14 protein-coding genes are annotated in these 14,923 nt (G+C 63.7%); 9 read left to right on the top strand and 5 right to left on the bottom strand.

Annotated elements, in window-relative coordinates; genetic code table 11:
• The first annotated feature begins 117 nt into the window (after nt 1-117).
• The 4 genes from RAD10_RS07625 to RAD10_RS07610 all read left to right on the top strand — a co-directional run bounded on the left by RAD10_RS07625 (nt 118) and on the right by RAD10_RS07610 (nt 3,371).
• Entirely contained in the window at nt 118-318 is a 201-nt protein-coding gene (locus tag RAD10_RS07625; RefSeq protein WP_461616933.1) for a hypothetical protein, read from the top strand.
• Between the two features lie 25 nt (nt 319-343).
• A complete protein-coding gene (locus tag RAD10_RS07620; RefSeq protein WP_461616932.1) occupies nt 344-1,219 on the top strand; it encodes a copper chaperone PCu(A)C in 876 nt (291 codons plus the stop codon).
• A 123-nt stretch (nt 1,220-1,342) separates the two neighbouring features.
• Nucleotides 1,343-2,440: a copper-containing nitrite reductase gene (gene nirK, locus RAD10_RS07615; protein ID WP_461616931.1), complete on the top strand. Its 1,098-nt coding sequence runs from the start codon at nt 1,343-1,345 to the stop codon at nt 2,438-2,440.
• Nucleotides 2,441-2,492: 52 nt separating this feature from the next.
• On the top strand, nt 2,493-3,371 hold the full coding sequence (locus tag RAD10_RS07610; RefSeq protein WP_461616930.1) for an SUMF1/EgtB/PvdO family nonheme iron enzyme: 879 nt from the start codon (nt 2,493-2,495) through the stop codon (nt 3,369-3,371).
• An 88-nt stretch (nt 3,372-3,459) separates the two neighbouring features.
• Here RAD10_RS07610 and RAD10_RS07605 read toward each other — a convergent pair whose 3' ends face one another.
• The 3 genes from RAD10_RS07605 to RAD10_RS07595 are packed head-to-tail and all read right to left on the bottom strand — an operon-like array spanning nt 3,460 to nt 5,494.
• Entirely contained in the window at nt 3,460-4,095 is a 636-nt protein-coding gene (locus RAD10_RS07605; protein ID WP_461616929.1) for a GNAT family N-acetyltransferase, read from the bottom strand.
• A gap of 22 nt (nt 4,096-4,117) precedes the next feature.
• On the bottom strand, nt 4,118-4,768 hold the full coding sequence (locus RAD10_RS07600) for a 3-oxoacid CoA-transferase subunit B (RefSeq protein ID WP_011089829.1): 651 nt from the start codon (nt 4,766-4,768) through the stop codon (nt 4,118-4,120).
• A gap of 18 nt (nt 4,769-4,786) precedes the next feature.
• Nucleotides 4,787-5,494, bottom strand: a complete 708-nt coding sequence (locus tag RAD10_RS07595; RefSeq protein ID WP_461616928.1) for a CoA transferase subunit A — start codon at nt 5,492-5,494, stop codon at nt 4,787-4,789.
• 272 nt (nt 5,495-5,766) lie between these two features.
• Here RAD10_RS07595 and RAD10_RS07590 point away from each other — a divergent pair, with 272 nt between their 5' ends.
• A complete protein-coding gene (locus tag RAD10_RS07590) occupies nt 5,767-7,707 on the top strand; it encodes an AsmA family protein (RefSeq protein ID WP_461617070.1) in 1,941 nt (646 codons plus the stop codon).
• A gap of 115 nt (nt 7,708-7,822) precedes the next feature.
• On the opposite strand, the gene dctA is transcribed toward RAD10_RS07590, so the two are convergent.
• Both dctA and RAD10_RS07580 read right to left on the bottom strand, forming a co-directional pair.
• Complete coding sequence (gene dctA / locus RAD10_RS07585) at nt 7,823-9,208, bottom strand: C4-dicarboxylate transporter DctA (protein ID WP_461616927.1); 1,386 nt, start codon at nt 9,206-9,208, stop codon at nt 7,823-7,825.
• 68 nt (nt 9,209-9,276) lie between these two features.
• Complete coding sequence (locus RAD10_RS07580) at nt 9,277-10,350, bottom strand: 4-oxalomesaconate tautomerase (RefSeq protein ID WP_461616926.1); 1,074 nt, start codon at nt 10,348-10,350, stop codon at nt 9,277-9,279.
• Between the two features lie 119 nt (nt 10,351-10,469).
• On the opposite strand from RAD10_RS07580, the gene RAD10_RS07575 reads away from it, so the two are divergent.
• The 4 genes from RAD10_RS07575 to RAD10_RS07560 all read left to right on the top strand — a co-directional run bounded on the left by RAD10_RS07575 (nt 10,470) and on the right by RAD10_RS07560 (nt 14,881).
• A complete protein-coding gene (locus RAD10_RS07575; protein WP_461616925.1) occupies nt 10,470-11,450 on the top strand; it encodes a LysR family transcriptional regulator in 981 nt (326 codons plus the stop codon).
• Between the two features lie 229 nt (nt 11,451-11,679).
• Complete coding sequence (locus RAD10_RS07570; protein ID WP_461616924.1) at nt 11,680-13,065, top strand: ABC transporter substrate-binding protein; 1,386 nt, start codon at nt 11,680-11,682, stop codon at nt 13,063-13,065.
• Nucleotides 13,066-13,160: 95 nt separating this feature from the next.
• On the top strand, nt 13,161-14,033 hold the full coding sequence (locus tag RAD10_RS07565) for a carbohydrate ABC transporter permease (RefSeq protein ID WP_461616923.1): 873 nt from the start codon (nt 13,161-13,163) through the stop codon (nt 14,031-14,033).
• Nucleotides 14,030-14,881, top strand: a complete 852-nt coding sequence (locus RAD10_RS07560) for a carbohydrate ABC transporter permease (protein WP_461616922.1) — start codon at nt 14,030-14,032, stop codon at nt 14,879-14,881. Before RAD10_RS07565 ends, RAD10_RS07560 begins: the two co-directional genes overlap by 4 nt.
• The last annotated feature ends 42 nt before the right edge of the window (nt 14,882-14,923 follow it).

Here is a 14,923-nt window from a genome sequence, read left to right as displayed (position 1 = left end):
CCTTGCGCTCGCGCAAAGTCGGCCGGGGGTGCAGCAGACATTGCGCTCGCGCAAAGCGCAGCGGCCGGTTCGGGGCCATGATCATGGCAATTCGCACGCCATCCGGAGCGTTTGCCCATGAGGCTTCTCGCACTCGAACTGATTCTTTCCTTGCTCGACGTCCGCGGCCATATCCCGCGTTTCGACGACTTTCGGCCGCCCCCGGTCGCACCGGCCCCGGCCGGCACCGTGGGCGCTCTGGCCGCAGCCATCGGCGTCTTCGTCATGCTGTCGCTGGCGATCTGGGCAACGGTCTGGCTTGCCACATATCTTTTCTAATCGCGTCTTCGCGAAGGCCTCGATCATGATCTCATCCAAGCGCGCATTCGCCGGCGCGGTCGTGCTGGCATTCTTTGTCGGAGCACCCGCCTTCGCAGCCGACACGGCCAGCGGCGATCTCGTCATCACCAGGGCCTGGAGCCGGGCGACGCCCGGCGGAGCCAGGGTCGCCGGCGGCTATCTGACGATCGAGAACAGGGGCCACACGCCGGAGCGGCTGCAGGCCGCATCGGCCGCCCATGCGCTTCGAACCGAGATCCACGAGATGACCGTCAACGACGGTGTCATGACCATGCGTCCGCTCGACAAAGGCCTTGTCATCGCACCCGGACAAATCGTGACGCTTGCGCCCGGCGGCGGACACCTGATGTTCATCGGTCTCGATGTGCCGCTCCATGCCGGCGACCAGATGCCCGTGACGCTGTCGTTCCAGCACGCCGGCGCGGTGAAAGTGACGCTGGACGTGCAGGCCATCGGCGCACAGGCTCCCGAAAGCACGAAGACAACGGCGGCCGCAGAGCCTGCACATCGCGTGGAGCAGGCTGCGGCGGTCCCACCCGCGTCGACGACCGAAGCTGACGAGAGCTTCTTCACGCATCTCCATGCTGAAAAGGCCATGGCCAACGTCACGGTCTCGCCCGGGCGCGCCGGTCCGGTCGAAATCGCAATCCAGCTTGAAGATGCGAATGAGTTGCCGCTGAGCGCCGATGCGGTTGCGGTCACGCTCGGCAACCCCGAGCACGGCGTCGCGCCGATCACCGCGAACGCCGAACGCGTCGGCAACGATCAGTGGCGAGTCAGAATGTCGGCACCGCTGTCTGGCCGCTGGTCGCTCGGCCTCGACATCCGCATCACGCCAACGGATGCCGTCAACGTCGTGTCGCCAATCCTGCTCCGTTGAGGCACCTAAGGACTGTAGCGGAGGCGAATCCGGCAAAACCTTGTCGCAGCGCAAACACTCTTGCCGAGATAGGCGCACACTGCATCCGTCATCAAAAACCTTTCCAGATGAAGGATGCTTCCGATGTTCACCCGCAGAGTCGCATTGATCGGCGCCGCCGCGACAGCTCTGATGCTGGCGACCCCCGCTTTGGCTGGCGACGATCTCAAACTGCCGCGTCAAAAGGTAGAGCTGGTCGCTCCGCCGTTCGTGCATGCGCACGAGCAGGCGACGAAGCAGGGTCCCAAGATCATCGAGTTCAAGCTCACGATCGAGGAGAAGAAGGTCGTCATCGACGAGAAAGGCACCACCTTCCAGGCGATGACCTTCAACGGCTCGATGCCGGGCCCGCTGATGGTCGTGCACGAGGGTGACTACGTCGAAACGACGCTGGTCAATCCTGCGACCAACTCCATGCCACACAACATTGACTTCCATTCCGCGACCGGCGCGCTCGGCGGCGGCGCGCTCACCCTGGTCAATCCCGGCGAGCAGGTCGTGCTGCGTTGGAAGGCAACCAAGACCGGCGTGTTCGTCTACCATTGCGCCCCCGGCGGCCCGATGATCCCCTGGCACGTCGTCTCCGGCATGAACGGCGCCGTGATGGTGCTGCCGCGTGACGGCCTCAACGACGGCAAGGGCCGCGCGCTGAAATACGACAAGGTCTACTACATCGGCGAGCAGGACATGTACGTGCCGCGCGACGAGAAGGGCAACTTCAAGTCCTACGAATCGCCTGGCGAAGCCTTCACCGAGACCGAAGAGGTGATGAAGAAGCTGATCCCGACCCATGTCGTGTTCAACGGCAAGGCCGGTGCACTGACCGGCAAGAACGCGCTGACGGCCAATGTCGGCGAGAACGTTCTGATGGTGCATTCGCAGGCCAACCGCGACAGCCGCCCGCATCTGATCGGCGGCCATGGCGACTACGTCTGGGAGACCGGCAAGTTCGGCAATGCGCCGGAAGTCGGGCTCGAGACCTGGTTCATCCGCGGCGGCTCGGCGGGAGCCGCGCTGTACAAATTCCAGCAGCCCGGCATCTACGCCTACGTCACGCACAATCTGATCGAGGCCGCCGACCTCGGCGCGACCGCGCACTTCAAGGTCGAAGGCAAATGGAACGACGATCTGATGATGCAGGTGAAGGCCCCTGCCGAAATACCGGCAGCCAACACCAACTAAACGCGACAAGGGGCCGGTCATCACCGGCCCCTTCTTTCTTCGAGGAATGACCATGCTGATCGCATTCAAGCTCAAACTGGCACTCGCCTGCGCCGCCGGACTCGCCGGGCCGATCGCGATTGCGCCGCTGGTCTCGGACATGACCGTCCACGGCACGGCGTCGGATCCTGCGATCGTCAGGGTCGCAGCGGGCAGCCTGTCCTATCGCGAGGCCGGCGATTTCACACGCGGCGGGCAGCAGGCGGAAGCGCCACTGCGCGCGATGCGCGTCGACCGGCCGCTCCACATCATGCGAAATCAGGTCTCCTCATCCGACTATCAGCTTTGCGTGCAGGATGGCGCCTGCCGCGCGCTCGATCGCGACGTCACGGTCGCCCCCGATCGCCCCGCAGTGCAGGTGAACTGGCACGATGCCGAGGCTTATGCAGGCTGGCTGTCGCGCAAGACAGGCCACCATTACCGCCTGCCGAGCGATGCGGAATGGGCCTTTGCAGCAGGCTCCAGATTCAAGGACGATGGCGTCGCTGTCGATGCCGACGATCCTTCGAAGCGCTGGATCAGCCGCTATGAGCGCGAGTCCGAACGCGATCTTTCCGACACCACGGCCTATCCCTTCGGCAAGTTCGGCCCGAACGAGCACGGCGTCGAGGATCTCGCCGGCAACGTCTGGGAATGGACCTCGACCTGCTTCGTGCGCTCGCGCGTCGACGCCGCCGGCAATGCCGGCCGCCCCACCGTGAACTGCGGCGTCCGTGTCGCCGAGGGCGCCCACCGCGCCTATGTCACCGATTTCATCCGCGACGCCCGCGCCGGCGGCTGCGCCCAGGGCGTGCCGCCCGCCAATCTCGGCTTCCGCCTGGTGCGCGAGGAGACCTCCTGGGTCGCGAGCGTGTCGGCGCGGTGGAGCAAGGTGTGGGCGGTGAGGTCGTAGCCAAGATTATCGCCGCGTAGCCCGGGTGAGCGATGCGACACCCGGGAAGGTCCCGCATATCGCTTCGCTCATGCGGGCTACGGACACGTCACATCTCGCGCACGAACATGCGAAAGCCCGGTGCTCCGATGATCGCCTCGAAAGCGGGATCGCGCTTTTCCTCCGCAAGGACAAATCCGGCCTTGGCGTAAGCGCGCTCGGCGGGCTCGTTGCCGATCAGGAACGATATCGTCGTCCGGGCAAACCCGGCCGCCCGCCCCTTGTCCAGCGCGTGCGCGATCAGCACCTGCATCAGGCCGCGACCACGATGGGCAGGATCGGTCGCGACATGCTCGATCATCCAGTCGCCCTCGCCGCCCTGGACCCAGCAAGCCCGCGAATAGGCGCCGCGCCGGCGGATGGCGTCCAGCTCTGACGCCGTGATCCCAGTTGAGAGACCGACCTCCTCGAGCGCGCGCCAGGCCGCAGGTCCGGTGCCGGCCGCAGGCACGGCGCAAAGTGCAGCAGCAGGCTTGCCATCGATCTCGGCGACCAGGAACTGCGACACATGCCACATCGACACCGCGCGTGCGACGGCGACGCGCGCGATGAAATCGAGGCACTCCGCTTCCGGCCAGCCGAGCGCCACGTCGAACCAGCCGCGCGGCCGATAGCCGCGCATCGAGTACAGGATGGTTCTTGCAATGAAAGCAGCGTCCTCGGGACGCGCTGACCTTATCGTCATACGCGCCCCATTCTCGAAGACCTTACGTGTTCTTCAGCGCCACGCGAAACTCGGCTTCGGTCTTCGCCTTGACCTCGTCGAGCGAGACGCCGTCGGCGAGCTCGATCAGGGCCATGCCGCCGTCGCCGTGCTTGTCGATGGTGAAGACCGCCAGATCCGTGACGACCATGTCGACCACGCGCTCGCCGGTCAGCGGCAGATTGCACTTCTTCAGGAGCTTGGAGCCGTCCTTGGCCGAATGCTCCATCACCACGACGACGCGCTTGACGCCGGCGACGAGGTCCATCGCGCCGCCCATGCCCTTGACCATCTTGCCGGGGATCATCCAGTTGGCGAGATCGCCGTTCTGGGCCACCTGCATGGCGCCGAGGATCGACAGGTCCATGTGGCCGCCGCGGATCATGCCGAAGGAATCCGCGCTCGAGAAATACGAGGTCGAGGGCAGCTCGCTCACCGTCTGCTTGCCGGCGTTGATCAGGTCCGCGTCCACCTCGTCTTCATAGGGGAACGGGCCCATGCCGAGCATGCCGTTCTCGCTCTGCAGGCTGACATCAACCCCGTCGGGGATGAAGTTCGAAACCAGCGTCGGGATGCCGATGCCGAGATTGACGTAGTAGCCGTCACGCAGTTCCTTCGCGGCGCGCGCGGCCATCTGTTCACGGGTCCAGGCCATGTGTGTCTCCTGATACGCTTAAGCGGCGGTACGCGGGCGGGTGTTGCGGAATTCGATGCGCTTCTTGGCCGTGCCGACCTCGACGATGCGCTTCACGAAAATGCCGGGCGTGTGGATGTGGTCGGGATTGAGTTCACCCGCCGGAACCAGATGCTCGACCTCGGCGACCGTGACCTTGGCGGCGGTCGCCATCATCGGGTTAAAATTGCGCGCGGTCTTGCGGTAGATGAGGTTGCCGGCGGTGTCGCCCTTCCAGGCATGCACGATGGCGAGGTCGGCGAACAGGCCGCGTTCCATCAGATACTTCTCGCCGTCGAATTCCTTCACTTCCTTGCCTTCGGCGATCAGCGTACCGACGCCGGTCTTGGTGTAGAAGGCCGGGATGCCGGCGCCGCCGGCGCGGATGCGCTCGGCGAGCGTGCCCTGCGGATTGAATTCGAGTTCCAGCTCGCCGGCGAGGAATTGCTGGGCGAACAGCTTGTTCTCGCCGACATAGGACGAGATCATCTTCTTGATCTGCCGGGTTTCCAAAAGGCGGCTGAGCCCGATGCCGTCGACGCCGGCATTGTTGGAGACCACCGTCAGGCCCTTGACGCCGGACTCGCGGATCGCGTCCGAGAGCTCCTCGGCGATGCCGCAGAGGCCGAAGCCTCCCGACATGATCATCATGTTGTCTTTCAAAATGCCTGACAGAGCCGACTTGGCGTCGGGATAGACCTTGTTCATGCAAATAACCTTCGACTGAACCTTCGGCTTGGAGGCGGCGCGCCCTATTGGCGGCGATTATTAGGCGAAATCCTCCAAAGCCGTCAATGATACGGGGTTCTCCGCACCGCGCCCGGGTGATAGAAGCTGCCCACACCGTGGGCAGAACCGTCCCCGGCCTTGAAAGCGACAAGAAAACCCATCAAGTTGCGGGGGTTGGGCGTGGGCACGCAGGTTTCCCGACCCGCCCTCCTGGCTCCAACGACCAACCCGATCAGGACATGCCATTGACCATGGCCCAAGGAATGAAGCGCCTCGGGACGCCGATCGCGGCGCTGCTCGGCGTCGCGCTGATCGCCCTGATCGCGACCTCCTGGCTCATCAACCGCGACGCGCTGCGCAAGGCGGTCGAAGCGCAGATCCGCGACGTCACCGGGCTCGAGCTCAGTGTCGCGGGCGCGATCGACATCTCGGTGCTGCCGGCGAGCTACATCTCTTTCCGCGACGTCGGCCTCAAGGGCGGCGGCACCAGCGATCCCGCGCTCCAGGTCGACGTGCTCACCGCCAATCTGCGGCTGCTGCCGCTATTGCTGCAACGGTTCGAGATCGCCGACCTGACGCTGCTGCGGCCGCGCATCCATGTCAGCCTGAAGCCGGACGGCCAGAGCAACTGGACGCCCTTCATCCAGACCATCGCGCGCACCATGAAGCCCGGCGCCGAGAACCAGCTCTCGTTCTCCGAAATCCGGATCCAGGACGGCGTGCTCGACTACCAGGACGCCGCCACGCACGGCACCGAGAAGTTCGAGGACATCGACCTGTCGCTGGCCTGGCCTTCGATCTCGCGCTCCTTCGCCGCGACCGGACAGTTCGACTGGCGCGGCGAGCGTGTCGACGGCTCGATCAGCTTTTCCGATTTCGTCGCCGCCCTCTCGGGCGAGCGCTCGGGGTTGAAGGCGCGGATCGCCAGCGCACCGCTCAAGCTCGCTTTCGACGGCAGCGTCGCCAACCGCACCAGCCCGATGATGGAAGGGACGCTGACGATCGACAGCCCCTCCTTGCGCAACGCGCTGCGCTGGACCGGGCAGCCGCAACCCGCCAGCGGCGGCTTCGGCCGCTTCGTGCTGAAGGCGCGCGCCAACGTCGTCGGCGCCTCGATTGCGCTCACCAACGTCAATGTCGAGCTCGACGGCAACGCCGCCGAGGGCGTCATGACCTACGCCAATAACGGCCGGCAGACGCTGCAGGCGACGCTTGCCGCCGACGCGCTCGACTTCACACCTTATATCTCCACCTTCCGCCTGCTCGCGAGCGGCGCGCGGGACTGGAACCGGCAGCTGTTCGATCTCAACGGACTGTCGACGACCGACCTCGACATGCGCCTGTCGGCAGCAAAGCTGACAGTGGGGCCGACCAGGCTCGGCCGCACCGCGATCGGCGCCAATTTGCGCAACGGCACGCTGGCGCTCTCGGTCGGCGAGGCGCAGGTCTATGGCGGCATCGCCAAGGGCTCGTTCGGCATCGCGCGCTCCGACACCGTCGCCGACATCAAGGCGCAATTCCAGTTCACCGACGTCGATCTCCAGGCCTGCGCCACCGAACTGTTCGGCCTCAGCAAGCTATCCGGTCGCGGCAACATCAACGTGTCGCTCTTCGCCTCGGGCTCGAGCCCGTTCGGCCTCGTGCAGTCGCTCGACGGCAGCGCCACCGTCACCGGTCACGACGGCGCGATCTCGGGCTTCAATGCCGAGCAGCTGCTGAAGCGCCTGGAGCGGCGGCCGCTGTCGGGCGGCGGCAATTTCCGCAACGGTTCGACGCCATACAACAATCTCACCATCGCCGTGAAATTCTCCGATGGGGTCGCCACCGCCGAAGACATCCGTGTCGAAGGGCCGGCGGCGAAGATCACGCTCACCGGCACCGCCTCGGTGCCGACGCGCGAATACGACATGAAGGGCGTGGCGAGCCTCAACAGCACGTCGGGATTCGAATTGCCATTCGTGGTGCAGGGTCCCTGGGACGATCCCCTGATCTTCCCCGATCCGGAAAGCCTGATCCGCCGCTCGCCGGCCTCCGCGCCGCTGCTCGACATGCTGAAGGATCGCAAGGGGGGCGACGCCGTGCGCTCCGCGATCGAGCGCATCACCGGCAGCGGAAAGCGTCCTCCACCGGCGGAATCGCCCACGGCGGAGAACGCCAAAGAGAACGCGAAGGAAAACGCCAAATCCAACTAGGCTGATCGACGCAGCCTTCGCGGATTTCGGTAGCCCGAGCTCGAGACGCTCGGCATGCCTGCGACTTGCCAAATCCAAATCGAGCAGTGCTGCCGATTGCATCCCGGAGGTGGCGTTAAGCGGCCGATTGTGTCGTCGAAATCCAGGCCTTGTCCCCCTGCAACACTGCTCCTCCGCCGATCTTCGATCCGGCCGCGACCTTGAGAGAGCCACTCCCTCCCAGTTCGCGAGCCAACACCTCGCGGTCACAAGCGTCCTCCCACAGTGAAACGGTAACGGCTGCGACGCAGTTGCTGATCATACTGGTCAGCGCGCGCGCTTCCGACATGAAACGGTCGATGCCGACAAGCAGCGCCACGCCGGTCACGGGCAGATCCGGCATGACGGAGAGGGTTGCGACAAGCGCCACGAAGCCGCTGCCGGTGACGCCGGCCGCGCCTTTCGACGTCAGCAGCATCAGTCCGAGCATCGCCGCAATCTGCCCCCACGACAGGTGGATGTCGCAGGCCTGCGCGATGAAGATGGACGCCAGGGTGAGATAGATGGCGCTGCCGTCGAGATTGAAGGAATAGCCCATCGGCAACACGAGGCCGGACACGCCTTTCCGGCATCCGAGCTGCTCCAGTTTGCGCAGCGCTCCCGGCAGCGCCGGTTCCGACGATGACGTGCCGAGCACGATCAGCAGCTCTTCCTTGAAGTAGCGAATGGTCTTCCACAGGCTGAAGCCGTTCAGCCGCGCCAGCGTGCCGAGCACGACGACCACGAAGAATGAGCAGGCGATATAGAATGTCAGGATCAGCAGTCCGAGCGAGCCAATCGATCGAATGCCGTAGCGGCCCACCGTGAACGCCATGGCGCCAAAGGCGCCGAGCGGAGCGAGCTTCATGACGAAGCCGAAGGATACAAACAGGACCTGAGAGAACGAATCGACCGCCTTTGTCACCACGGCGCCCCCATCGCCGGCACGGCTCAGGCCAAAGGCGATCAGGATGGAGACCAGCAGGACCGGCAGCACTTCGCCGTCGGCAAACGCGCCAAAGAAGGAATGCGGGATGATGTGCAGCATGAAGTCCGCAAATCCGGGCGCACTCGCCTGCTTGGTGAATTTCGCGGCCACCGACGGATCCAGCGTGCTGACGGACACATGCATGCCGACGCCCGGCTGGATCAGCGACACGGCGACCAGCCCGGCCAGCAGTGCGAGCACGGTCAGCAGGTAGAACAGCGCCATGGATTTCACCAGCGTGCGGCCGACCTCGCGGGAATCGCTGATGCTGTTGATGCCGCTGACGATGGTGCAGAACACGATCGGCGCGATCATCATCTTGACCAGCTTGACGAAGCCGTCGCCGAAGGGCTTCAACGCGGCACCGAACTCAGGCCAGAGGTGGCCGGTGAGGACGCCCAGCATGAGGCCAATCAGCACCTGGACGTAGAGGATCCGGTAGAATGGTTTTCGCGCCTCACTGTTCTCGGGCCCGACTAGCGCTTGCTTCTGCATTCTCGTTTCTCCCATGGCTCTGATTTTTCATGGCTCTGATTTTTGAAGGCTTTGAAAGCGGTCCGGCTTCAGGCCGCCAGGACCGAATGAGGGACGTGCGATCGACGGGCGAAGACATGGCCCTCGAGAATTCGCCGGGCTGTCCGCTGCACCCGGGCAATCGGACCGGGCTCCAGCCGAACCACGAGCTGGCCGGAGGGATGGGCGAGCGTGATCGGTACCGGCGGTGCCAGCGATCCAACCATCTCTGCGGCGATCGTCCCGGGCGTCACACAGGCGGTCGCGATCGCGACGGCACCGGTCACCGCCAGCGCGCTATGGCAGTCGTGCGGCATGAAGTACCTGACGTTCAACGTCGCCCCGCTTGCGGGCGCGATCAGAACCGGCTTCGGAATCACCATTGACGCGGAATCCGGAAAACCCATCCGGCGCCCAGCCTCGATGCGCAAATGTTCGAGCCGCCCGCGGAAGGCGCCGTCGGCGAAGGCCGGAGGGGCCTCGCGGCCGGTCCATCCGAGATCTGCCGCGCGGACCAGCATGACGGGCATGGCTGCGTCGATGCAGGTCACGTCGATCCCTCCGATGCGGTCGACCGGACGTCCTGTCGGCAGCAGGCGACCGGTGCGTGCGCCGGCGGCGTTGGGGAACGACAGTTCGATCGGCGCGGCCGTTCCCGGTACCCCATCGATCCGCGCTTCGCCCTCATAGGTCACCCGTCCTTCCGGAGTGGCGACCGTCGCGTCGATCAGCTTGCCGGTGTTGACATTGTGAATGCGTACATGCGTGCGATCTGCGCTAGCGGCGACGAGGCCGGCTTCGATTGCGAATGGGCCGACGGCCGCCAGCATGTTTCCGCAGTTCGGCGAGGTATCGACGATCCCTTCGCGAACTCGCACCTGGGCGAACAGGTAGTCGACATCGGCGCCGGGCACCGTTGCCGGTCCGATGATCGCGACCTTGTTGATCACGGCATTGCCGCCGCCGATTCCATCGATTCCGAGATCGTGCCCACCTCCCATTACCGACAACAGGACCGCGTCGCGCGAACTGGGGTCGGCCGGAAGGTCGCGGGCCAGGAAAAACGGTCCGCGCGAGGTCCCACCGCGCATGACCACGCAGGGAATGGCAATCTGATCGTTCATGATGTTCTTCCGTTCGGCGACATGCTCGCCTGAACCAGAGCATCCTCCCTCCGAACTCTTTTGTGAAATGCAAATATCTGAGGTATTATTTCGTCAATCGACATAATGGGAGCCTTGTCATGAACGCAGAACTGCTCGACCTCAAGGCGTTCATCACCGTCGCGGAGATGGGCAGCTTCGTCCGGACCGCGAAGGCGCTGAATCTGTCCCAGCCGGCGCTCAGCCGACGCATTCAGAAGCTGGAGGAAAGTCTCGGTGCGCCGCTGCTCGAACGGTCCACGCGCCACGTCAATCTCACCATGACGGGCCGCGACTTCCTGCCGAAGGTCCGCCGCCTCATCGACGAATTTGAGACTTCGGTGTTAGCCATCCACGATATCGGCGCGCGAAGTTCGGGTTTGGTCTCCGTGGCTGCGGTGCCGACGGCGGTGTTCTATTTTCTTCCGCGAGCGATCGGCCGGTTCGCCGAAGCGTATCCGCGCATTCGCATCCGCATTCTGGATATCGGCGCCAATGAGGGGTTGGAAGCGGTTGCGCGCGGAGAAGCCGACTTCGGCATCAATTTCATCGGCGCTTCGCATGCCGAAATCGAATTCGAGAAATTGGTCGAGGACCCTTTCGTCCTGGCCTGCCGTCATGACCATCCGCTGGCATCGCGCAAGCAGGTGAGCTGGTCGGAGATCGTGTCGCACCGGGTCATCACTGTCGGTCGCAACAGCGGCAATCGCTCGTTGATCGACAATGCGCTGGCGCGGCAGGGCCTGCAGCTGAACTGGTCCTATGAAGTCGCCCACCTCTCCGGCTCGCTTGGCCTGGTCGAGGAGGGATTGGGCATCGCCGTGCTGCCGAGGCTCGCGACGCCCGCCGCCGGTCATCCGATCATTCACACCGTTCGGCTGATCGAGCCGGAAGTGTCGCGGACGATCGGAATCGTGCGCAGGCGCGGGGCGACACTATCGCCGCATGCCAGCCAGTTTTTGAAGATGCTCCTCGAGGCATGGCGCTCTCCTGCTCGAGCCAGCGGGCATGGCAAGCCGCGGCCCCGATCCGCTGAGGCAAGTTCGAACACGATATCGACGGGTCTAAAGCGGAAACGCTGACGGATCGCCAGAGCGGGACGAGACCGTTCCCCAAACTGGAGTTCCTCGGCTGGCGCGAATTGATTGCCGCGAATTGATGCGGCGATTGGATCGATGCACGGGTTAAGCATCTCCGCAAGGCCTATCCCCACGACCTATGTCTGACAACAAGCCGCTAGATCGAGCTACCGCCATGCGCTAGTGTTTTATACGACCGGTTAAAAACACCGGCCGTTTGAGGGAGAAAAACGTGAAATCCAAGGTTATTGGCGCAGTATCACTGGCGGTCGCTGCGGCCGGGCTGTTTGCAGCCGCTGCACCCGCATTTGCGCAGCAGAAGACGATCACGGTCTGGTGGGGCAAGGGCTTCTATCGCTCCGAAGACGACGCACTGATCGAGACCATCAAGAAGTTCGAAGCCAAGACCGGCATCAAGGTCGAATTGTCGCAATACGCGATCCAGGACATGATTCCGAAGACGGTGGCCGCACTGGATTCCGGCACCGTGCCTGATGTTGCCTATTCCGACTCTTATGACGTGCAGGCGCAGGGCAAGTGGGCTTATGAAGGCAAGCTCGAGGATCTCTCCGACGTGATGGAGCCGATCAAGGGCCGGTTCGTGCAGAACACGCTGGATGCGTCGATCCTCTATAACGACGTCACCAAGAAGAAGGCCTATTACGGCTTCCCGCTGAAGCAGCAGAGCATGCACGTCCAGATCTGGAACGACATGCTGGAGAAGTCCGGCTTCAAGCTCGCCGATATCCCGAACGACTGGACGGGCTACTGGACGTTCTGGTGCGACAAGGTGCAGCCGGGGATCCGCAAGGCCACCGGCCAGCGCATCTATGCCGTCGGCCAGCCGATGGGCGTGGAATCCACCGACGCCTTCCAGTCGTTCTACACCTTCATGGACGCCTACCACGTCAAGCTGGTCGACGACGACGGCAAGCTCACCGTCGACGATCCCAAGGTTCGCGAGAACCTGATCAAGGCGATGAAGGACTACACCGACACCTATATCAGGGGTTGCACGCCACCGTCCTCCACGACCTGGAAGGATCCCGACAACAACGTCGCGTTCCACAACAAGACCATCGTGATGACCCACAACTTCACGATCTCGATCGCGGCGAAGTGGTTCGAGGATTCGGGCAACCAGACGCTGACGCCCGAACAGCGCGCGGCCGGCAAGAAGGCGTATGAGGAAGACATCATCACCGCGTCCTTCCCGAAGGCTCCGGACGGCTCGACGATCCGCTACCGCTCCGACGTCAAGACCGGGCTGGTCTTCAACGTCGCCAAGAACAAGCCTGAGGCCAAGCAGTTCATCGCCTTCCTGCTCCAGGAAGAGAACGTCCGCCCCTACATCGAGGGCGCGCTCGGCCGCTGGTTCCCGGTGACGAAGGAAAGCCAGGAAAGCCCGTTCTGGCAGGCTGACAAGCACCGCAAAGCCGTCTACACGCAGTTCAAGGGCGGCACCGCCGCGTTCGACTTCACCAAGAACTGGAAGTTCACGATCCTCAACAACGAGAACGTGTGGGCGAAGGCGATGAATCGCGTCGTCAGCGAAAAGGTTCCGGTCGACAAGGCCGTCGACGAACTGATCGCCCGCATCAAGCAGGTCGCGGGCTAAATCGTCCTTTCCCTCTCCCCGCTGTGCGGGGAGAGGTATAAGAACAACACCGGCCGCGTTTCGCGGCCGGCATCTCTTTGAAGAGTCCGAAAAGAATGGCGATCACGCTCTCTGGCGACCAGGCAATCCCCGCCCCTCCCCTGTCGTCGCGGCTGACTCCGGCGCAGGTCTGGGGCATCGTGCTGCTCGCGCCCTATCTGCTCGTCTTCCTGGCCTTCGTCGTCTATCCCGTCTGCTACGGTCTTTGGCTGGCGCGCGATCCGCAAAACTATGTTGCGCTGTACAACGACCCGATCTTCGCGCGCGCCGCGGTCAACACGCTGATCTTCCTGGTCATTGGCATCAACGTGAAGATGCTGATCGCGCTGTTCCTGTCCGGCTTCTTCGCGCAGCAGCGGCCCTGGATCAAATGGCTCTCGGTGATCTTCATCCTGCCCTGGGCGGTGCCGTCGATCCCGACCATCCTCTCGGTGCGATTCATGCTCAATCCCGAATGGGGCGTGATCAACCACCTCATCTTCTCCTTCACCGGCGACGACGGCCCGAACTGGCTGAACAACCCGGCGGTGGCGCTGACCATGGCGATCGCCGTGCATATCTGGAAGTCACTGCCCTTCTGGACGCTGATCCTGCTGACCGGACGGCTCGCCATCCCCCACGATCTGTACGAGGCATCCGAAGTCGACGGCGCCAACCCGTGGCAGAAATTCCGCTTCATCACCTGGCCGTCGATGCAGACACTCTATGTCACTTGCACGCTGCTCTCGATGATCTGGACGCTCGGCGACTTCAACAGTGTCTATCTGCTCACCGGCGGCGGCCCGGCCGATCTCACGCATGTGCTATCGACGCTCGGCATCCGCTATCTCCGGCTCGACCAGCTCTCGCTCGCGATGGCATCCATCGTCGTCGCGATGCCGCTGGTGCTGCCGCTGGTCTATTTCATGATGAAACGGTTGTCGCGATGAAGCTTCCCACCCTCCAAGAAGTTGGCAAGGAAGCCAAGCTGCTGCTGATCGGCATCCCGGTCTTCATCTGGACCATGGTTCCGATCTACCACATGTTCCTGTTCGCGATCTCGCCGAAGGAGGACGCGTTCTCGGGCAAGCTGTGGCCGGATCATCCGACACTGCACAACTTCCACATCGTGTTCTACCAGGAGCATTATTTCCTGCGCGATTTCTGGATCCAGTTCTGGAATTCGACCGTCATCGCGCTGTCCGCCGGCGCGCTGACATTGTTCATCGCGACCGCCGCCGCATTCTCGATCTCGCGGCTGCGGGTGCCGGGTGGCCGCTGGGTGATGAACCTGGCCCTGTTCACCTACTTCATCCCGGCCGCGTTCCTCGCCGTGCCGATGTACCGCACCATGGGCAATTACGGCCTGCTCAACAATCACTGGTCGTTGATCCTCGCCATGGTGACGATCGCCTCGCCTTACGCGATCTGGGTGCTGAAGCAGGCGTCCGACAAGCTGCCGGTCGAGCTCGACGAGGCCGCCGTGATGGACGGCGCGACCACGCTGCAGCTGTTCCGCCTGGTCTATGTGCCACTGATGATGCCCTCGCTGGTCGCGATCGGTACGTATGCGGTGCTGCTTGCCTGGAACGAATATCTCTACGCGTTCCTGCTGCTGTCCAAGGACACCAACATCACGCTGCCCGTGGCACTCGGCAATTTCCTCGCCGCCGACGACTCGCCGTGGGAGCTGTTGATGACCACGGGCTTCATCTACGCGCTGCCGCCGGCCGCGATCTACTATGCCTTCCGCCGCTACATGGTGGGCGGGCTCACGGCAGGTGCGGTGAAGTCCTGACGCGACAGGACGCATCGAGTCGCCGCAAGCAGGACGTTCGAG

The sequence above is a fragment of the Bradyrhizobium sp. 23AC genome (genome assembly GCF_054863025.1).
This window is presented reverse-complemented; position numbering and strand designations above follow the sequence as displayed.